General features: G+C 65.5%; 21 protein-coding genes and 1 riboswitch. Of the genes, 10 read left to right on the top strand and 11 right to left on the bottom strand.

The window, feature by feature from the left end:
- Window positions 1–82: 82 nt before the first annotated feature.
- Window positions 83–685, top strand: coding sequence for an Ntn hydrolase family protein (locus ACYVG8_RS05105; RefSeq protein ID WP_036386978.1), 603 nt, complete (start codon window positions 83–85; stop codon window positions 683–685).
- Window positions 682–1,566, top strand: coding sequence for an Hsp33 family molecular chaperone HslO (gene hslO, locus ACYVG8_RS05110; RefSeq protein WP_112692299.1), 885 nt, complete (start codon window positions 682–684; stop codon window positions 1,564–1,566). Before ACYVG8_RS05105 ends, hslO begins: the two co-directional genes overlap by 4 nt.
- Before the next feature lie 415 nt (window positions 1,567–1,981).
- Here hslO and serA read toward each other — a convergent pair whose 3' ends face one another.
- Complete coding sequence (gene serA, locus ACYVG8_RS05115; protein ID WP_107889551.1) at window positions 1,982–3,211, bottom strand: phosphoglycerate dehydrogenase; 1,230 nt, start codon at window positions 3,209–3,211, stop codon at window positions 1,982–1,984.
- Window positions 3,212–3,374: 163 nt separating this feature from the next.
- Window positions 3,375–3,512: riboswitch (yybP-ykoY riboswitch) on the top strand.
- 55 nt (window positions 3,513–3,567) lie between these two features.
- On the opposite strand from serA, the gene ACYVG8_RS05120 reads away from it, so the two are divergent.
- Window positions 3,568–4,137 (top strand): TMEM165/GDT1 family protein, encoded by a 570-nt coding sequence (locus ACYVG8_RS05120; protein ID WP_028500550.1) that lies wholly within the window; start codon window positions 3,568–3,570, stop codon window positions 4,135–4,137.
- A gap of 363 nt (window positions 4,138–4,500) precedes the next feature.
- On the opposite strand, the gene ACYVG8_RS05125 is transcribed toward ACYVG8_RS05120, so the two are convergent.
- The 8 genes from ACYVG8_RS05125 to ACYVG8_RS05160 all read right to left on the bottom strand — a co-directional run bounded on the left by ACYVG8_RS05125 (window position 4,501) and on the right by ACYVG8_RS05160 (window position 11,730).
- The gene (locus ACYVG8_RS05125) at window positions 4,501–5,379 is read right to left on the bottom strand and encodes a Kdo hydroxylase family protein (RefSeq protein WP_460745111.1); all 879 of its coding nucleotides are present in this window, start codon (window positions 5,377–5,379) and stop codon (window positions 4,501–4,503) included.
- Window positions 5,380–5,494: 115 nt separating this feature from the next.
- Window positions 5,495–5,773, bottom strand: coding sequence for an acylphosphatase (locus ACYVG8_RS05130; protein WP_036386977.1), 279 nt, complete (start codon window positions 5,771–5,773; stop codon window positions 5,495–5,497).
- Window positions 5,774–6,055: 282 nt separating this feature from the next.
- Window positions 6,056–6,616: a transcription elongation factor GreB gene (gene greB / locus ACYVG8_RS05135; RefSeq protein WP_028500548.1), complete on the bottom strand. Its 561-nt coding sequence runs from the start codon at window positions 6,614–6,616 to the stop codon at window positions 6,056–6,058.
- Window positions 6,617–6,700: 84 nt separating this feature from the next.
- The gene (locus ACYVG8_RS05140; protein ID WP_051529080.1) at window positions 6,701–7,159 is read right to left on the bottom strand and encodes a copper resistance protein NlpE; all 459 of its coding nucleotides are present in this window, start codon (window positions 7,157–7,159) and stop codon (window positions 6,701–6,703) included.
- 58 nt (window positions 7,160–7,217) lie between these two features.
- Window positions 7,218–9,626 carry a pseudouridine synthase gene (locus ACYVG8_RS05145; RefSeq protein ID WP_460745112.1) on the bottom strand — a complete coding sequence of 803 codons (2,409 nt, stop codon included), beginning with the start codon at window positions 9,624–9,626 and terminating at the stop codon, window positions 7,218–7,220.
- Window positions 9,604–10,236, bottom strand: a complete 633-nt coding sequence (gene scpB / locus ACYVG8_RS05150; protein ID WP_028500547.1) for an SMC-Scp complex subunit ScpB — start codon at window positions 10,234–10,236, stop codon at window positions 9,604–9,606. The genes ACYVG8_RS05145 and scpB overlap by 23 nt, the downstream gene beginning before the upstream one ends.
- 23 nt (window positions 10,237–10,259) lie before the next feature.
- On the bottom strand, window positions 10,260–10,667 hold the full coding sequence (gene rnk / locus ACYVG8_RS05155) for a nucleoside diphosphate kinase regulator (RefSeq protein ID WP_028500546.1): 408 nt from the start codon (window positions 10,665–10,667) through the stop codon (window positions 10,260–10,262).
- 361 nt (window positions 10,668–11,028) lie between these two features.
- Entirely contained in the window at window positions 11,029–11,730 is a 702-nt protein-coding gene (locus ACYVG8_RS05160) for a TIGR01621 family pseudouridine synthase (RefSeq protein ID WP_112692298.1), read from the bottom strand.
- Between the two features lie 98 nt (window positions 11,731–11,828).
- Between ACYVG8_RS05160 and ACYVG8_RS05165 the strand changes: the two genes are divergently transcribed.
- Together ACYVG8_RS05165 and sugE are read left to right on the top strand one after the other, a co-directional pair.
- Entirely contained in the window at window positions 11,829–12,398 is a 570-nt protein-coding gene (locus ACYVG8_RS05165) for a TetR/AcrR family transcriptional regulator (RefSeq protein ID WP_107889549.1), read from the top strand.
- 2 nt (window positions 12,399–12,400) lie between these two features.
- The gene (gene sugE, locus ACYVG8_RS05170; RefSeq protein WP_028500543.1) at window positions 12,401–12,715 is read left to right on the top strand and encodes a quaternary ammonium compound efflux SMR transporter SugE; all 315 of its coding nucleotides are present in this window, start codon (window positions 12,401–12,403) and stop codon (window positions 12,713–12,715) included.
- A 31-nt stretch (window positions 12,716–12,746) separates the two neighbouring features.
- Here sugE and pdxH read toward each other — a convergent pair whose 3' ends face one another.
- Together pdxH and ACYVG8_RS05180 are read right to left on the bottom strand one after the other, a co-directional pair.
- Entirely contained in the window at window positions 12,747–13,385 is a 639-nt protein-coding gene (pdxH, locus tag ACYVG8_RS05175; protein WP_107889548.1) for a pyridoxamine 5'-phosphate oxidase, read from the bottom strand.
- 64 nt (window positions 13,386–13,449) lie between these two features.
- Window positions 13,450–15,420, bottom strand: a complete 1,971-nt coding sequence (locus tag ACYVG8_RS05180; protein ID WP_028500541.1) for a monovalent cation:proton antiporter family protein — start codon at window positions 15,418–15,420, stop codon at window positions 13,450–13,452.
- Window positions 15,421–15,532: 112 nt separating this feature from the next.
- On the opposite strand from ACYVG8_RS05180, the gene ACYVG8_RS05185 reads away from it, so the two are divergent.
- Genes ACYVG8_RS05185 through lptB form a run of 5 tightly spaced genes read left to right on the top strand, consistent with a single transcriptional unit; the run spans window position 15,533 to window position 18,926 of the window.
- Window positions 15,533–16,516 carry a KpsF/GutQ family sugar-phosphate isomerase gene (locus tag ACYVG8_RS05185; protein ID WP_028500540.1) on the top strand — a complete coding sequence of 328 codons (984 nt, stop codon included), beginning with the start codon at window positions 15,533–15,535 and terminating at the stop codon, window positions 16,514–16,516.
- 13 nt (window positions 16,517–16,529) lie between these two features.
- On the top strand, window positions 16,530–17,057 hold the full coding sequence (locus ACYVG8_RS05190; RefSeq protein WP_028500539.1) for a KdsC family phosphatase: 528 nt from the start codon (window positions 16,530–16,532) through the stop codon (window positions 17,055–17,057).
- Window positions 17,058–17,060: 3 nt separating this feature from the next.
- A complete protein-coding gene (lptC, locus tag ACYVG8_RS05195; RefSeq protein ID WP_028500538.1) occupies window positions 17,061–17,648 on the top strand; it encodes an LPS export ABC transporter periplasmic protein LptC in 588 nt (195 codons plus the stop codon).
- A complete protein-coding gene (lptA, locus tag ACYVG8_RS05200; protein WP_028500537.1) occupies window positions 17,626–18,195 on the top strand; it encodes a lipopolysaccharide transport periplasmic protein LptA in 570 nt (189 codons plus the stop codon). Before lptC ends, lptA begins: the two co-directional genes overlap by 23 nt.
- Window positions 18,192–18,926, top strand: a complete 735-nt coding sequence (gene lptB, locus ACYVG8_RS05205) for an LPS export ABC transporter ATP-binding protein (protein WP_028500536.1) — start codon at window positions 18,192–18,194, stop codon at window positions 18,924–18,926. The genes lptA and lptB overlap by 4 nt, the downstream gene beginning before the upstream one ends.
- Window position 18,927 lies beyond the last annotated feature (1 nt).

An 18,927-nucleotide genomic window follows, 5' to 3' on the forward strand; every position in this document is an offset into this window, starting at 1 on the left:
GGCGACCAAAGGCGGGCCCGCGCTTGCGTTTTCGGTGTACGGACCCAATCTTACCGCCTTTGCTGATGCCGGAAAGCCTGTCATGACAACCATAGTGGTGGTGAAGAAAGGCGACGAGGTGGCAATTGCCGCCGATTGCCAGTCCACCTTCGGCGACACCCGCCTGTCCGCCGTTCACGATGCCCGTTACAACAAGATCTTCCAGCTCGACGACAGCTATATCGCCATCGCCGGCTCGGCCGCGCACGACCTGGTGCTCCAGTCGGCGCTGGCCCGCCTCAAGCACCGCGATCTGTCCAGCCGCCCGGCGATCTTCGAGACCTTCCGCAAGCTGCATCCGAAGCTGAAAGACGACTTTTTCCTCAAGACCGAGGAAGAGGAGGACGACCCGTACGAGTCGAGCCAGATGACCGTGCTGATTGCCAATCCGCACGGGATCTTCGCCATCTACTCGATGCGTGAAGTCTATGAATACAACCGCTACTGGGCCATCGGCTCGGGGCGCGATTTTGCCATCGGCGCCATGTACGCCGGCTTCGACAGCGCCAGCGGTGCCGCCGATCTCGCCCAGCTCGGCGTCAGGGCCGGCTGCGAATTCGACGTCGGCTCGGCACTGCCGATGACCCTCTATACCGCCCGGCTGAGCACCGGTACCGACACCGAAACGGAGACGATTCCGACATGAAAAAAGACACGCTGCAACGCTTCCTGTTCGACGAGGCACCGGTCCGGGGCGCACTGGTGCGCCTGGACGACAGCTGGCGCGAGATCAACGCCCGCCACGACTACCCGCCGGTGCTGCGCGACCGCCTGGGCGAACTGGCCGCCGCCGGCATCCTGCTGGCCGCCAACCTGAAATTCGACGGCCAGCTGATCCTGCAGATCCAGGGTCAGGGAGCACTGCGACTGCTGGTGGTGGAAGTCAATGCGGCCTCGCGCACCCTGCGCGCGACCGCACGCTGGGATGGCGAGTTGCCGGCCGATGCCGACCTCGCCACCCTGACCGGCCAGGGGCAGTGCGTGATCACCCTCGATCCGAAACAGGCCGGCGCCGAGCCTTACCAGGGCATTGTCGCACTGGAAGGCGGCAGCGTCGCCAGCCTGCTGACGCACTACATGGAACGCTCGGAACAGCTCGACACGCTGATCATGCTGGCCGCCGACGGTGATTGCGCCGCCGGCATGCTGCTGCAGAAACTGCCGGGCAGCAGCGGTGACGAGGATGACTGGCCGCGTGCGCGCGAACTGGCCGCCACGCTGAAACAGGAAGAACTGCTGACGCTGTCGGCCGATGACATCCTGTATCGCCTGTTCCACCAGGAAGTCATCCGCGCCTTCGACGCCGAAAGCGTGGCCTTCCAGTGCAGCTGCAGTCGCGAGCGCGTCGGCGGCATGCTGCGCATGATCGGCCGCGACGAGGTCGAGAGCATCCTGTCCGAACAGGGCAGCGTCGAGATCGCCTGCGAATTCTGTCAGCAGAAATACGTGTTCGACGAAGACGATGCCGCCGAGCTGTTCGCCGGTCCGCAGGACCCGATCGAGCCGGCCAGCCCGACCCGGCACTGAGCAGACTGCAGGCAAAGGTGGGCACCGACGGTTGCAGTGGCGTCGGTGCACGCCCGACTGACAGAATCAGTCATGGGCACGGCAGTCTGCCTGGTCGAACCCTGCCCCTTCCGTCCCCGCCGCCGCGGGGAAACCTCGCTTCGCTCGTCCGTTCTTTGCGGGCAAGGTCTATGGACGGTCTGACTGCTGATTAAAGGTTGGCACCGACGGTTGCAGTGGCGTCGGTGCACGTCCGACTGACAGAATCCGTCATGGGCACGGCAGTCTGCCTGATTGAGCCCTGCCCCTTCCGTCCCCGCCGCCGCCGGGAGACCTCGCTTCGCTCGTCCGGTCTTTGCGGGCAAGGGGTGATGGTCAGTCCAGAACGCCCCCGTGATGAGCGGGGGCGTCTGTTCATGCACCGGTCACGACGCGGTCAGTACACCACCCGGCAGCGGATGGTGCCCGGCACCGCCGACAGCGCCTCGACCGCCGCTTCCGGCGCCGGGCTGTCGGTGTCGATCACGACATAACCGAGCGTCGGCGTGGTCTGCAGGTACTGGGCCGAGATATTGATGCCCAGCCGGCCGAAGGTTTCGTTGATGGCGGCCAGCACGCCGGGCTGGTTCTCGTGGATATGCAGCAGCCGCGCGGTGCCCGGATGCGCCGGCAGCGATGCCTCCGGGAAGTTCACCGCGCTCAGCGTCGAGCCGTTGTTCGAGTAGCGGATCAGCTTGGCAGCAACTTCGGCGCCGATATTGGCCTGCGCCTCGACCGTGCTGCCGCCGATATGCGGAGTCAGGATCACGTTGTCGAGTCCGCGCAGCGGACTGAGGAATTCGTCGTCATTGCCCTTCGGCTCGGCCGGGAACACATCGATCGCCGCACCGGACAGGTGACCGGCATTCAGTGCCGCCGCCAGCGCATCGATGTCGACTACCGTGCCGCGCGAGGCATTGATCAGCTTGGCGCCGGCCTTCATCGCCGCCAGTTCGGCCGCACCGATCATGTTCTGCGTTTCGCGGGTTTCCGGCACGTGCAGCGTGACCACGTCGGCCGCCGCCAGCAGTGCCGCCAGCGATGCGGCCGGCTGCGCATTGCCCAGCGGCAGCTTGGTTTCGACATCATGGTAGATCACCCGCATGCCGAGACTCTCGGCCAGGATGCCGGTCTGGGTGCCGATATGGCCGTAGCCGATGATGCCCAGCGTCTTGCCGCGCACCTCGTAACTGCCATCGGCCGATTTCAGCCAGCCGCCGCGATGCGCCAGCGCGCTGCGCTCGGGAATGCCGCGCATCAGCATGATGGTTTCCGCGATCACCAGTTCCGCCACCGAGCGGGTGTTGGAGAACGGGGCATTGAACACCGGGACACCACGCCGGGCGGCGGCGTCCAGATCGACCTGGTTGGTGCCGATGCAGAAGCAGCCAACCGCCATCAGCTTTTTCGCCGAACCGAAAACGGCGTCGGTCAGCTGGGTACGCGAACGGATGCCGACCATGTGTGCATCGGCGACCGCTTCCGCCAGCGCGTCACCGGACAGCGACTTGGCATGACGCACGATATTGGTGTAGCCATCCGCCAGCAGCGCGTCGACCGCGTTCTGGTGCACGCCTTCGAGCAGGACGATGCGGATCTTGTCTTTGTCGAGCGAATATCTGGCCATGACGCATGAACTCCTGTGCAATGAATTCCGACTGATTTACTCGGGATTATAGGCATGCGGCAGCCACGCCCGGCAAGCTTCGCGCGGCATCGCCGGCCGGGGGCTTTACGCCGCCCGCACCCTGCCGCTAGAATGCGCGCTCTTCTCGCCCGGTTCTGCCGGGCACCCAGTCCTGGGGGAGTAGCCGGCCCGCGGCAGCACAGCGGGGGCGCGTGTCAACAGACTTGGCCGACAGGCCGTGGCACGCGACGGAAAGCACAGACTTTTCGCGGCAAGACCCATGATCGCCGTCCGCTCTCTTTCGAGGCTCGGGCGACGCGCGATCATGGTGTCGTATCGAGCCTCGGGAACTCCACATGTCCGCATTCTTCATCTCCACTGGCGTCGTCGCGCTGGCCGAAATCGGTGACAAGACCCAGTTGCTGGCCTTGCTGCTCGCCGCCCGTTTCCGCAAACCGCTGCCTATCGTCGCCGGCATCTTTGTCGCCACCATTGTCAATCACGCCATCGCCGGCAGTCTGGGCGCGTGGCTGGTCACGCTGGTTTCCCCGGACGTCCTGCGCTGGGTACTGGTCGCGTCGTTTGTCGGCATGGCCGTCTGGATGCTGATTCCCGACAAGATCGACGAGGACGAAATCCGCATCCGTGATGGCGCCGGCGTGTTTACCGCGACCGTGATCGCCTTCTTCATGGCCGAAATGGGTGACAAGACCCAGATCGCGACGGTGATGCTGGCCGCCAAGTACGACGCGCTGTTCGCCGTCGTCGCCGGCACCACGGTCGGCATGATGCTGGCCAATGCGCCGGCGGTCTGGATCGGCCACAAGGCAGCCAATGTCCTGCCGACCCGCGCCGTGCACATCGTCTCGGCCTGTCTGTTCGCGGGACTCGGCATTGCGGCGGCCATGGGGATGGCGGCGGCCTGATCTGCTGCGGAAAAACACAAACCGGCGGAGTCATGCCGCCGGTTTGCTGTTTCACGATGACTCCCGTACCGTATTTCGCCGGGAGGTGCCGGCACTCGATACGGCAGGTTTATCAATGACCTGGGCGCATCCGCTCGTGCACCATGTTCTCATCCGGCGTGTCAGACCGTCCGGAAGGGTGGTCAGCTGTTGCAGGATGATCACGGCGGCGCAGCGTTCGGCGGAGGTTGTCGGTCAGGGATGCTCATGCCCGCCGGTTCCATGAAACCGAGGCCCTGCGCGGCGGCGGGGGACGAGAACCCGCCGGTGGGCCTGATTCTCTGCGCAGACAAGGGCCATGCGCTGGACGGTCTGCCTGCCGTGTCAGACGACAGCCGCACCTGTCGCACGCTCCAGCACCTGCTGCGGCGACTGCGCCGGAAACACCATCACTTCGGGCGGCAGGAAATAGGTCTGTTCCATCATGAACTGGCCGCTCATCACCGCATGGGTCGCCTGGTCGCTGTAGCACACCCAGACGCTGCCGGGCGGGAACGGAATGGTCTGCTGCCGGCAGTCGCGCTGATAGGCCATGTCGGCCTTCATCGCGTCGTGCAGTTTCAGCATGTAGTGGTCGTAACGAGTACGGTACTGCTTGGTGATCTTCAGCGCCTTCAGCACGGCGGCACTGCCCGGCAGCGGCGGCCGGATCGTCGGCAGGAAACGCTCGACCACCTCGTCGAACGATTCGCCGACCCGCCACACCCGCGGCACGCCGCCCGGGTGGATATTGGTGAATACACGCAGGATGCGCTGTCCGGCCAGCGGCCGGGACGGAAAGGCATCGACATGCAGCCGGCTGTCGTCCTTGCGCCACGAGGTCAGGCGCGTCTCGACCCGGTGCAGCCGCAGGCTGGCCGGGGCCGCGCGCAGATGCTCGCGGTACGGCTCCAGCAGGCCATCCACCAGCTGGCGGGCATTGTGCTGGAAGCGCGCCAGCAGACCGCGGGCGGTCGCGGTCAGCGTTTCGTCACTGACCACACCGCGCAGTGTGGTGCCATCGGGTTCCAGGCTGATGTTCTTGCGTTTCGGATCGGCATGGACCGGATCGAGCAGGCCGCGCTCGGCGTCATCGAGCCCGAAGCCCAGATTGGGAAAGAACAGCACATCGCCGCCCTCCAGCCCGTGCAGCAGTTCCCGGTGCGGCACCGTGACATCACTGCCATTCCAGCTGATCCCCTGGACGGTCACAATATTCGGCATCCCTGTTGAATTCTCAAGCCAAGCTTAAGCGCCCAATCCATATTCATCAGCGATGCAACACAAGCGTATGTCATAAAAGGAGATCAAACCGGATGCAATACCTGAAGAATGCGTGTCAGCGCGTCGGCCAGCGCTCGAACGCCAGCGGCATGCCGTGCTGGCTGCCGTCGGTCAGTTCGATCTTGTCGACCCGGGCGTCGGCGGGACCGCTGTGCGCCCAGTTGATGAATGCCTCGACCGCTTCGGTCGCGCCGCAAACCAGCGCTTCGACCGTGCCGTCATGCCGATTGCGCACCCAGCCCGTGACACCGAGCTCGCCCGCCTGGGCCACCGCATTGTCCCGGTAGTACACCCCCTGGACCTTGCCGTGGATGCGCAGCAACTTGGAGTTCATTTTTCGATTTCCTCTGAGGTTGTCATTGGACAACCGCCAGTTGCCCCTGACCGGCAGGGTCCGGGCGCACGAAAGCCCGCCGTCGCGGAACGCGTCGACGGGCGAGACAGGGCACACAGCGGATACGGGCAGGCACGGGGCAATCTGGACAGGGCGGAGCGGAACCGGTCCGCGGACCGTCCAACGGTCATCACTGGGCGCAATTATGTCACAAAAATTGACCCAAAAACCCGGTACTACATTTCGGAACGCGACGCCGCACGATGGTTACGTGCAATGAACTCAGGGGTCCACGCGCTGGTAGCGCACTTCCAGGATCTCGATCTGCTCATCGCCGTCAGGACCGCGAAACAGGATTTCGTCTCCCTCGCGCGCCTGGATCAGGGCCCGGGCGATCGGCGACACCCAGCTGATATGGCCGCGCGCCACGTCGATCTCGTCGACGCCGACAATGCTGACCGTCTGTTCCTGCCCGTTGCCGCGCAGCATGACGACGGTCGCGCCGAAGAAAATCTGGTCGGTCGGCTCGCGCCGTTCCGGATCGACCACCTCGGCCACTTCCAGCCGTTTGGTCAGAAAACGGATGCGACGGTCGATTTCCCGCAGCCGGCGCTTGCCATACAGGTAGTCGCCATTCTCCGAACGGTCACCATTGCCGGCCGCCCAGTTGACGATCTGGGTGACTTCCGGCCGTTCCCGATGTACCAGGTGGTACAGCTCGTCTTTCATGCGCTGCCAGCCACCTGGCGTCATGTAATTCTTGCCCGAACGCGGCAACTGACGCTCGACCGGCAGGTCGTCGTCCTGTTCGTTGTCATCTTCCTGGGTAAAGGCTTTGTTCATGGCGGAACCCGGGGGAAAGGCCCGTGCCGTGGCGACGCGGAAAACCGCCGCCAGCGGCACGCAGGCGGCGGGACGCGCCAGTGCTTACTGTCGCGTCAACGTGTAATTCAGCTTGCTGTCGACCGGATTGCCGTCACTGTCCAGCATCTGCAAGTGCTTGCCGGCCAGCTGGAAATAGCGGCCCTGACCCGGCTTGTCGTAGTCGATCTCGATCTTGCGCGTGCCATCGACCACATTCCACTTGCCGGTCGACACGAACGGCTTGCCCTTGCCGAGATAGGTTTCGCTCAGCTGGTAGCTCATGTCGGCATTCAGCGTCAGGTCGGTGTCGATGCCGCTGCAGTCCGCGCACGGCAACTCGCCACGGAAACGGCCAACCATCGCCTGCTTCAGCACATCCACATCCACAGTATCGGCGATCTGCGCCGGCAGTGCCGCCGTATCGGCAGCCGGTTCCGCCTGCGCGGGACTGCCACCGCAGGCGACCAGCAAACCGCTAAGCAGCGAGGCCATGACGGCAACGATCCATCGGGACCGGTTCATGGGCTTGTTCCTCCAGGGATAAAGACGCAGCGCCCCCTCGCGGCGGCGCTGCAGACGATCAGGCGTCGTCGCTGGTTCCGGCCAGCGTCAGGCCGGCCCACTGCACCAGCTTGGCGACTTCCAGTTCATTGAGTTCGTAGAACTGCCCGCGCTTGAGCCGCGACGGCAGCGTGACGATGCCGAAGCGGACACGAATCAGGCGGCTGACGGTCAGGCCGAAGTGTTCGAACAGACGACGGACTTCACGATTGCGCCCTTCGCGCAGGCCGACACGGTACCAGTGGTTCGCACTTTCTTCCTTGTCGTCTTCCTCGCGGATGAACTGGAAGCGCGCCGGTCCGTCCTCGAGTTCGATGTCCCGGGTCGATTCCTTCATCTGATCCGGCGTCAGCGCGCCCAGTGTGCGCACGGCGTATTCACGATCGACTTCAAAGCTCGGGTGCGTCATCCGGTTCGCCAGCTCACCCGAGGTGGTGAAAATCAGCAGCCCGGAAGTGTTGACGTCGAGGCGGCCAACGGCGACCCACTTGCTGGAGCGCGTCTGCGGCAGACGCTCGAACACCGTGACCCGGCCTTCCGGGTCGTCACGGGTGACGATTTCGCCTTCCTGCTTGTGGTAGACAATGACGCGCGGCAGGCGGTCCGGCCAGCGGATGGCCAGTTGGCGACCATCGACGCGCACCTTGTCACCCGGCACGACGCGCGTGCCCGGTTCGGCCACTTCGCCATTCACGCTGACGCGGCCCTGGGTGATCATCTCGTCCATGTCGCGACGCGAGCCCAGCCCCATCAGTGCCAGCGCCTTCTGCAGGCGCATTTCGTGCAGCCCCTTGTTCGGGTCGATACGTGTTTCGCGCAGCTTCAGCATTTTCTGCTCAAGCTTGCCCGACAGATGGCGCTGCGGCATTTTCTTGGCACGAAGCACCGGCAGATAGCTGCCCGGGCGGCTTGCCGCCGGTCCGCCATTGCCTGCCTTCGGGCCACGATAGGCATTGCCTTCGCCACCGAACGGCTTCGGGCCGGACGGACGGCGGTCACCGCCATCACGCGGACCAGCATAGGCCGGGCGGTCGCCGCCCTGGCGCGGCGGACGATCGCCATACGGCTTCGGACCGCGGTTGAAATCACTGTCGCCACGTGGACCGGACGGACGGCGGTCGCCGCCGTCACGCGGGCCAGCATAGGCCGGGCGATCCCCGCCCTGACGCGGCGGACGGTCGCCATACGGCTTCGGACCGCGGTTGAAATCGCTGTCGCCACGCGGGCCGGACGGACGGCGGTCGCCGCCATCACGCGGACCAGCATAGGCCGGGCGGTCACCGCCCTGACGCGGCGGACGATCGCCATACGGCTTCGGACCCCGGCTGAAATCACTGTCGCCACGCGGGCCGGACGGACGGCGGTCGCCGCCGTCGCGCGGAGCACCGAACGCCGGACGGTCGCCGCCCTGACGCGGCGGACGATCGCCATACGGCTTCGGACCACGGTTGAAATCACTGTCGCCACGCGGGCCGGACGGACGGCGGTCGCCGCCGTCACGCGGAGCACCGAACGCCGGACGGTCGCCGCCCTGACGCGGCGGACGATCGCCATACGGCTTCGGACCACGGTTGAAATCACTGTCGCCACGCGGGCCGGACGGACGGCGGTCGCCGCCGTCACGCGGAGCACCGAACGCCGGACGGTCGCCGCCCTGACGCGGCGGACGATCACCATACGGCTTCGGGCCACGGCTGAAGCCGCTGTCGCTGCGCGGGCCGGACGGGCGACGGTCGCCGCCGTCACGCGGACCACCATAGGCCGGGCGGTCACCGCCCTGACGCGGCGGACGGTCGCCATACGGCTTCGGACCCCGGTTGAAATCACTGTCGCCACGCGGGCCGGACGGACGGCGGTCGCCGCCGTCACGCGGGCCACCATAGGCCGGGCGGTCACCGCCCTGACGCGGCGGACGGTCGCCATACGGCTTCGGACCACGGTTGAAATCACCATCACCGCGCGGGCCGCCATAGGCCGGGCGGTCACTGCCCTGACGCGGTGCGCGGTCGCCAAACGGCTTCGGGCCGCGGCTGAAGCCGCCCTCGCCACGCGGGCCGGACGGACGACGGTCACCGCCGTCACGCGGGCCACCGAACGCCGGACGGTCTCCCCCCTGGCGCGGGCCACCATAGGCCGGACGATCCCCGCCCTGGCGCGGCGCACGGTCGCCAAACGGCTTCGGGCCACGGCTGAAGCCGCCCTCGCCACGCGGGCCGGACGGACGACGGTCGTCATCACGCGAGCCGCCGTAGGCCGGGCGATCTCCGCCCTGGCGCGGCGCGCCACGGCCCGCTTCCCCTTCCGGGCGGCCAAACGGCTTCTGGTTGCCACCACGCGGCGCGGAGTACGGCGCCTTCGGCTGGTCGCGGTGCGTTCGCGCGGCCGGCTGGCGGGCAGTGCGCTGGTTACTGGGCTTCGGTTTCGACATCTTCTGGGCTTTCGTTCAATGCTTGCGCCGACGCGGCGTCTTTTGCGCCCGCGTCGTCATTCGGTATTTCGGGTATGACCAGCGCGCCGATATCGGCGAGCGGTGGCAGGTCCTTCAGCGACTTCATGCCGAGATCGTCGAGAAACTTGCGGGTCGTGGCGTACAGACCGGGACGTCCCGGCACGTCCTTGTGGCCGATGACTTCGATCCAACCCCGTTCGGACAGGGTCTGCATCACATGGCTGGAAACCGAGACGCCACGAATGGACTCGATGTCCCCGCGCGTCACCGGCTGCCGGTAGGCAACGATGGCGATGGTTTCCATCACCGCGCGCGAATAGCGCGGCGGTTTCTCCGGGCTCAGTCGTTCCAGGTAAGGCTTGAATTCGGCCCGGGCGCGAAAGCGCCAGCCGCTGGCCAGCTTGACGAGTTCGATGCCCCGACCCCGCCATTCGTTCTGGATTTCCTCCACCATTTCGTAGATCAGGCCCGACTGCAGCGATTCGGTGAACAGCCGCTTCAGGTCATGGACCGACAGCGGCTCGGTCGCGACCAGCAATGCGGTCTCGATCACGGTCTTCAGGTACTTCAGATCGGTCAGGGTGCTCATGCGGGCCGTCGGTTTCGCGCGAATCAGCGGTGCAACTCGCCTGCGGCTTCCGGCTGCCAGATCACTTCATGCACGGTCAGACGCAGCGTCGCGCCGTCCGGCATCGGCCATTCGATCGTCTGCCCGACCGACAGGCCGAGCAGCGCCGCGCCAACCGGCGCCAGCACCGACAGCCGGTCCGGGTTGCCGTTCATGTCCTTCGGGTAAACCAGTGTGTATTCGCGGATTTCGCCATTGTCGGCGGCAAAACGCACGCGCGAATTCATCGTCACAACGCCGGCAGGCATGTCGGCGGGCTCGGCCACTTCGGCACGATCGAGTTCGCGGGCCAGTTGCCCGGCTGCGGGGAAAGCCTTGCTGTCGATATTCTCCAGCAGGGCCTCCAATCGGTCGAGATCGAGGGTGGATACGGTGATGACAGGCTGTTGCATGGTGTGCTCCGACGGAAACTCGCCCGTGCCGGGCGTGCCCGTGTCGATCCGCGCAGGCCGGCGAAATCGCCAACGGCGACAGACGCCGGGTCCGGCTACCCGACTCGGTATCCGTTCCGGCGTCTCCGCCTGCATGCTGCCACGGATGCCTTCGGGCTCGCTGCGCGGGCCGATCAAGCAAAACGGGCTGCCGGCCAGGGCAACCCGTTGCATCGCTATCTATAGACGCGATTCTAGCCGCAAATGCCCCGCTCGGCTATCGAATGTAGCGCGCGGCGACATTTTATCAAACAAAATCATTGGCTTGCATTGGAAAGCCCGGCCTCGCCAGACAGCAGCCACTCAACAATCAAATTTAAAATCAACGAGTTATACATGATTCCGGCCAATCCAGCGCCCAGGGATCATCAAAACGGCCGAGCGCTGCCGCAAACGGCGCCGCCAGGAAATGCGTACCGGTCGTCGGCGGCTGGACATAGCGCCAGCGGCGCCCGCCCAGCTCGAAGGCGAACGCGTAGTGATGCAGGTAGGCGCGATCGGCCGCCGCATTCGCCGCATCGGCCGCGTGATACAGCGGATCGCCCAGCAGGGGGCTGCCGAGGCTTTTCAGTGCCACGCGCAACTGATGGGTGCGGCCGGTACACGGCCGCAGCAGAAAGGCGCGCACGCCGGGTTCGACCGAGACGGAGAAGAACCGGGTAATGGCCGGATTGACCCGGGTCGGCAACAGGCGCCAGCTGCCGCGGCGGCCGCGGTCCATGTCGCCGGTCACCCAGCCCTGCTTGCGCGCCGGCTTGCGATCGGACAGCGCCAGATAGAACTTGTCGACCTGGTGGTCATGAAACGCCTGCGACAGCGTACGCGCGGCATCGCGATGCGTCGCCAGCACCATCAGGCCGGAGGTGATCGCATCGAGACGATGTACCAGATGCAGGCTGTCGCACCCCAGATCCGCGCGCAGGACATCAAGCAGGCCCTGCGCTTCCTGGTCGCGATGCACGGCAACGCCCGGTGCCTTGTCGATAATGATGAAGTCGGGCTGGCGGTCGATCAGTCGGTACATGGCAGGCGGGTTTCTGGCAGGGGCGCACAGCCTAGCAGCACGCCCGCCATCGCGCCCGGCACTTTACTGTACCGTCCGGACGGTTTACATTCGGTGCCATGACGACAACGGACACCCAGAACCGCATTCTCGATGCGGCCGAACATTGCGTAATGGAACACGGCGTCGCCAATCTGACTCTGGACAGCGTGGCGGCACGGGCCGGCGTCAGCAAAGGCGGCCTGCTGTACCACTATGCCGGCAAGGATGCACTGGTGGCGGCCCTGATCGCCCGGCTGACCCGGGCGGTCGATGCCCGCATGGACGCCTACCGGCAGGCTGACCCCAGCCACGGCGCTGGCGTCCGCGCCTACCTGCTGGCCGCGCTGCCGCCTGATCTCGACAGCGAAACCGTTGCCCGGCGCGAAGCCTCGCTGATCGCCGCGCTCGGCACCCGGCCGGAGCAGGTCGCCCGCTATGCCGACCGCCAGCGCGACTGGCAGGCGCAGATCGCCGCAGACGTGGCCGACCCGCTGCTGGCCCACATCGTGCGGCTGGCCGTGGACGGCATCTGGATGAATGAAGCGTTCGGTATCGAACCGCTGGACCCGGTCACGCGGACAGCGGTGATCGAACGCCTGCTGACACTCACGCGGGAGACTTCGCTCCCCGCACAAGGAAAGGACTGACCATGGCCTGGCTCATGCTGTTTATCGCGGGTCTGTTTGAAATCGGCTGGGCCATCGGCCTGAAATACACCGAGGGCTTCACCCGGTTGCTGCCGTCAGTGCTGACCGGCATCTCGATGCTGTTCAGCATCGTCCTGCTCGGGCTGGCGCTGCGCGACCTGCCGATCGGCACCGCCTATGCCGTCTGGACCGGCATCGGCGCCGTCGGCACCGCCGCCCTCGGTATCGTGCTGTTCAACGACCCGGCCACGGCGGCGCGGCTGGTCTGCATCGGCCTGATCGTGGCCGGCATTCTCGGGCTGAAAATGGCGTCGTGAATGAATCAGACCAGCGCTGGCGCCGCCATCATCATGGCGCCAGCCGGTCGCGGCTCCAGCTGCCGTCGGCCTGCAACTGGTACAGCACGCGATCGTGCAGGCGGGACGGACGCCCCTGCCAGAACTCGATCCGCTCCGGAATCACCGCAAAGCCGCCCCAGTGCGGCGGACGCGGAACATGCAGCGCGTACTTGGCCGCGTACTGCGCAAACCGCGCCATCACCACATGGCGACCGGCAATCGGCTGGCTCTGCTCGCTGGCCCAGGCGCCGACCCGGCTCTTGTAAGGCCGGCTGTCGAAATAGCTGTCCGATGCGGCGGACGGCAGGCGCTCGACCACGCCCTCGATATTGACCTGGCGCTCCAGCCCCGGCCAGAAAAAGGTCAGGGCGATGACCGGGTTGGCTTCCAGGTGCCGCCCCTTGCGCGACAGGTAGTTGGTGAAGAACACGAACCGGCCGTTCTCGACCCCCTTCAGCAGCACCACCCGTGCCGCCGGCCGGCCCTCGGGGCTGACGGTCGACACCAGTACTGCCGTCGGTTCGACCAGTTCGGCGGTAATGGCCTCGTCCATCCAGATTTCAAACTGCCTGACCGGGTCGGCCAGACAGTCGGTTTCATTCAGCTCGCGGCTGGCGTAATCCTTGCGGATGTCGGCAATGCTTTTCATGACGATTTTCCTCCCCCGGCGCCTGACCGGCGCCGACCTGATGATGTCCAATCATACCCGCGACTCAGACGCCTTCCAGCAGCAGCAGCTCGGCCGCCGCCAGGTGTTCGGCCGAACCCAGCAGCACCAGCACGTCGTCGGCCTGCAGCACGAAGGCATCGTCCGGACCGATCACCCGACCCTGCTTGCGCTTGACCGCCCGCACCTGTACATGCAGTGCACCGAGGTCCAGTTCGCCCAGACACTGGCCGATCGATGCCGCGCCCGGCGCCAGCAGCACCGTACCCAGCCGTGACTGCTTGGAGTCGTCCAGTGCCAGCGTGTCGTCGGTAATGCCGCGGAAGAAGCCGCGGAACAGGCTGTAGCGCTCCTCGCGCACCGAGCGGATGCGGCGCAGTACCCGGTTCATCGGCACCCCCATCGCCATCAGCGCATGGCTGGCCAGCATCAGGCTGCCTTCCATGACCTCGGCCACCACTTCGTCCGCCCCGCCCTCGCGCAGCAGGTCGATATCGCTGTCGTCGACGGTACGCACGATAATCGGCAGGTCTGGCCGCAACGTCTGCGCCACGCGCAGGATCTGCATGCTGGCATGGGTATCGGCGAAGGTAATCACCAGCACCTTGGCCCGCATCAGGCCGGCAGCCAGCAGCACTTCCCGCTTGCCGGCATCACCAAATACCACTGCATCGCCGGCTGCTGCTGCCTCGCGCACCCGCTCCGGATCGAGGTCGAGCGCGAACAGGCTCATGTCCTCTTTTTCCAGCAGCCGCGCCAGCGCCTGGCCGCTGCGACCGTAGCCGCAGATGATCGCGTGCTCGTTGCGCATCATGCTCGACACCAGGATCTGGTGCAGATCGGCCGCCTGGCTGACCCAGTCCGAACGGATCAGCAGGCGTACCAGCCGCGGCGTCTGCTGGATCAGGAATGGCGACATCAGCATCGAGATCAGCACCGAGGTAATCGCCGCCTGCTCGATCGCCGGCGCCACCAGTCCCAGGTTGCCGGCCAGCGCGATCAGCACGAAGCCGAACTCGCCCCCCTGTGCCAGCGCCAGTGCGGTTCGCAGTGCGTCATTGGCCCGATAGCGGAAGGTTCGCGCCACCGCGAACATGACGATGGCCTTGCCCGGTACCAGCACGGCCACAAAGGCGAATACCAGCCAGAAACGCTCGGCCAGCGCGGCGAGATCGAGCCGCATGCCGATGGTGATGAAAAAGAAGCCGAGCAGAATGTCGCGGAACGGCCGGATGTCTTCCTCGACCTGGTAGCGATATTCGGTTTCGGCGATCAACATGCCGGCGACGAAAGCCCCCAGTGCCAGACTCAGCCCGGCCAGTTCGGTCAGCCACGAAATCGACAGCGTGATCAGCAGCACATTGATCATGAACAGTTCGCCCGAGCGCTGCCGGGCGACCACATGGAACCACGGCCGCAGCAGCTTCTGGCCCACGGTGAACAGCAGCACCATCACCAGCACGACCTTCAGGAAGGCGATCGCCAGATCCAGTGCCAGCGTTTCGGCATTGCCGGCCAGCGCCGGCAGCAGAATCAGCATCGGCACCACCGCCAGATCCTGGAACAGCAGCACGCCGATCGACATCTGCCCGTGCGGCGCATTGAGTTCCAGCCGCTCGGTCAGCAGCTTGGACACGATCGCGGTCGACGACAGGGCCGCCACCGCGCCGAGCGTAAAGCCGGTAAGCGGCCGCCCGCCCAGCGCGATGAACAGCACCATGACTGCCAGCAGGGTCACCACCACCTGGCCGGCGCCAAGCCCGAACACGATGCGCCGCATCGCCCGCAGTTTCGGCAGACTGAATTCAAGACCGATGGTGAACATCATGAAAACAATGCCGATTTCACCCAGAAACTGGGACTGGTCAGTCCCCGCAATCAGCGCGAACCCGCCCGGGCCAACAATGAATCCCACCAGCAGGTAACCGAGCATGGCGGGGACTTTGACCGCCCGGCACAGGGTGATGACCCCGACGGCGGCGAACAGGATGGCAACGACAGGTGCTAATGAATGCATCAGGAAATCGACAGTGGCATGAAGTATCGGAAACGCCGCGAGTTTAACGCTTGGTATACTCCCCCACTACGACATCTTTTGACGGAGGGTGACAGCGCCCTCCCGACCTGACATGAATGCATCCCTGTCCGCCCATCGCCTCGCCCTTGCCCGCGATGTTCTCGCCACCGAAGCTCAAGCCATCGAGGGCGTGTCCGCACGCCTGAACGGCAGCTTTCTTGCCGCCGTCGACGCGGTGCTCGCCTGCCGTGGCCGGGTCATCGTGACCGGCATGGGCAAGTCCGGCCATATCGCGCGCAAGATTGCCGCCACGCTGGCATCGACCGGCACGCCGGCATTCTTCGTCCACCCGGCCGAAGCCGCCCACGGCGACCTCGGCATGATTGCCGCCGGCGACGTGGTGATCGCCCTGTCCTATTCGGGCGAATCCGGTGAGCTGATCGCCCTGCTGCCGGCCATCCGCCGCAAGGGCGTCACCCTGATCGGCATGACCGGCCGCGACACGTCGACGCTGGCCCGCGAATCGGACATCCATCTGGACGCGGCCATCGAACACGAGGCCGGACCGCTCGGTCTGGCACCGACCGCCAGCACCACCGCCGCGCTGGCGCTCGGCGACGCGCTGGCACTGACGCTGCTCGATGCGCGGAATTTCCGTGCCGAAGATTTTGCGCTGTCGCATCCGGGCGGCAGCCTGGGCCGGCGTTTGCTGGTCCATGTTTCGGACGTGATGCACGGCGGTGATGCGCTGCCCGTGGTCGCACCGGACGCCAGCCTGCGCGATGCGCTGCTGGAAATCAGCCGCAAGGGGCTGGGCATGACCGCCATCGCCGACGCGGACGGCACGCTGCGCGGCATCTTTACCGACGGCGACCTGCGCCGGCTGATCGATGCCGGTCAGGCGGATTTCCTCGCCACCCCGGTCGGCACGGTCATGCAGCCGGCCGCCAAGACCATTGCTGCCGACCGGCTCGCGGCCGAAGCGGTCAAGGTCATGGAGGCCAACAAGATCAACGGCCTGCTCGTGCTCGACACGAACGGCAAACTGGCTGGCGCGCTGAACATGCACGATCTGTTCCGCGCCGGTGTGGTGTAACACGATACTGACTATGCACACTGTCCATGCACTCGCAGTTCCCGTCCGCCTGCTGATCCTCGACGTCGACGGCGTCCTGACCGACGGCCAGCTGTATTTCACGCCGGCCGGCGAGGAAATCAAGGCATTCAACACCCTCGACGGCCACGGCCTGAAGATGCTGCAGAAAAGCGGCGTCGCCCTTGCCATCATCACCGGCCGCGCCTCCGGCGCCACCGAGCATCGCGCGCGCGCGCTCGGCATTGATCACCTGTACATGGGGTCGGAAGGCAAGCGCGCCGCATTCGCCGATCTGCTGGCCAGAACCGGGCTCGACGCGGCCGCCTGTGCCTATGTCGGTGACGACGTGGTCGACCTGCCGGTCATGCGCCAGGTCGGCTTCGCTGTCGCGGTGCCGGCCGCGCCCGATATCGTGCGCAGCCACGCCCACTACGTGACCGGTCGCCATGGCGGCCACGGCGCGGTGCGCGAAGTCTGTGAACTGATCATGCAGGCCCAGGGCACGCTGGACGCGGCGCTCGCGCCGTACCTGGAAGACTGAGCCATGTTCGCACTCCGCAATGCCTCGCGCCTGTTCCCGCTGCTGCTGGCCGTGATCCTGATCCTGCTGACGCTGTGGCTGGAATACCTGCTGTCGATGCTGCCGGCCGGCCGCGACCCGGTCAACCGCGGTACGGTCGAGTACATGGCGTCCGACTTTGTCGGCACCAGCTTCGACGCCAATGGCCGCATCGACCGCCACGCCTTCGGCAAATCCATGTGGCAATATCCGGAAGACAAGCGGGTATTCTTTACCGACTCGACGCTGGAACAGTACAGCCTGGGACGGAAGGATCTGTCGATCTTTACCACCAGCGGCCTGTACAACAACGATACCGGCATCGCCTTCCTCGACGGCAAGGTCCGCGCCCGGCGAGAGCCTTCGGCGCAGCATCCGCTGCCGGCCACGCTGGACACCACCCGCTTGACCGTCGATACGCGCAAGCGCACCGCCGACACCCTGGCGCCGGCAATCTACGTCGAAGGCGGCAACCGCATTGACTCGGTGGGTTTCCACTACGCCGATGCCACCCAACAATACAAACTCAAATCGCGCGTCAGGATGACTTATGCTCCGCCGAAATCCGAATAATTCCTTCCGCCTCGCCGCAGGTGCCCTGATCGTCTGCAGCGCCCTCGCCGCCCATGCCGAAAAGGCCGACCGCAGCAAACCGATCAATATCGAAGCCGACCAGGCCAGTCTCGACCAGCAGAAGGGCGTGACCGTCTACGAAGGCAATGTGATCCTGACCCAGGGCACATCGAAGCTGACCGCCGCCAAACTGACGGTGAACCAGGACAAGGCCGGCAACCAGTACGGCACCGCCATCGGCAACCCGGCCACCTTCCGCCAGCGCCTCGACCCTGACAGCGACGGCAAGGTCGAGTGGATCAACGGCAAGGGCCAGCGCATTGACTACGACAACGCCAAGCAACTGGTTACAATCTATGACAACGGCAGAGTTCAGCGCGGTGGCGACGTCGTCACCGGCAATGTGATCATCTACGACGGCAAGACCCAGCAATTCCAGGCCACCGGCACCCGCAGCGATGCCCATGGCCAGGCAATGAAGGGCGGCAAGGGCCGTGTCACCGTGGTGATCCAGCCGCGTGAAAAGAAGGAAGGCGCCAATAAATGACGCAAGCCACCAGTCGCCTCAGCGTCCGCCACCTGCAGAAGCGCTACAAGAAGCGCACGGTGGTCCAGGATGTCTCGCTGGAAATCAACAGCGGTGAGGTCGTCGGTCTGCTCGGTCCGAATGGTGCCGGCAAGACCACCAGTTTCTACATGATCGTCGGCCTGGTGCCGGCCGATGCCGGCGACATCCATATCGACGATATCGATGCCAGCCATCTGGCCATCCACCAGCGTGCCCGGCTCGGCATCGGCTATCTGCCGCAGGAAGCCTCGATCTTCCGCAAGCTCACGGTCGAGGAAAACATTCTCGCCGTGCTCGAGCTGACCGGACTGAAAGGGGCGAAGATCCAGGAAGAACTGGAGCTGCTGCTCGACGATCTGAACATCGCCCACCTGCGCGACAACCCGGCGCTGTCGCTGTCCGGCGGCGAGCGCCGCCGGGTGGAAATCGCCCGCGCGCTGGCCATGCGCCCGCGTTTCATCCTGCTGGACGAACCGTTTGCCGGCGTTGACCCGATTGCCGTCATCGATATCCAGAAGATCATCTCCTACCTGAAGGAGCGCGGCATCGGCGTACTGATCACCGATCACAATGTTCGCGAAACCCTGCGCATCTGCGATCGGGCTTACATTATCAATGCCGGCAGCGTACTTGCCGCCGGCAAGCCCCAGGCGCTGGTCGAGGACGAAAATGTCCGCCGCGTCTACCTGGGCGAGCATTTCCACCTCTAGA

This window comes from Microvirgula curvata (genome assembly GCF_054781615.1).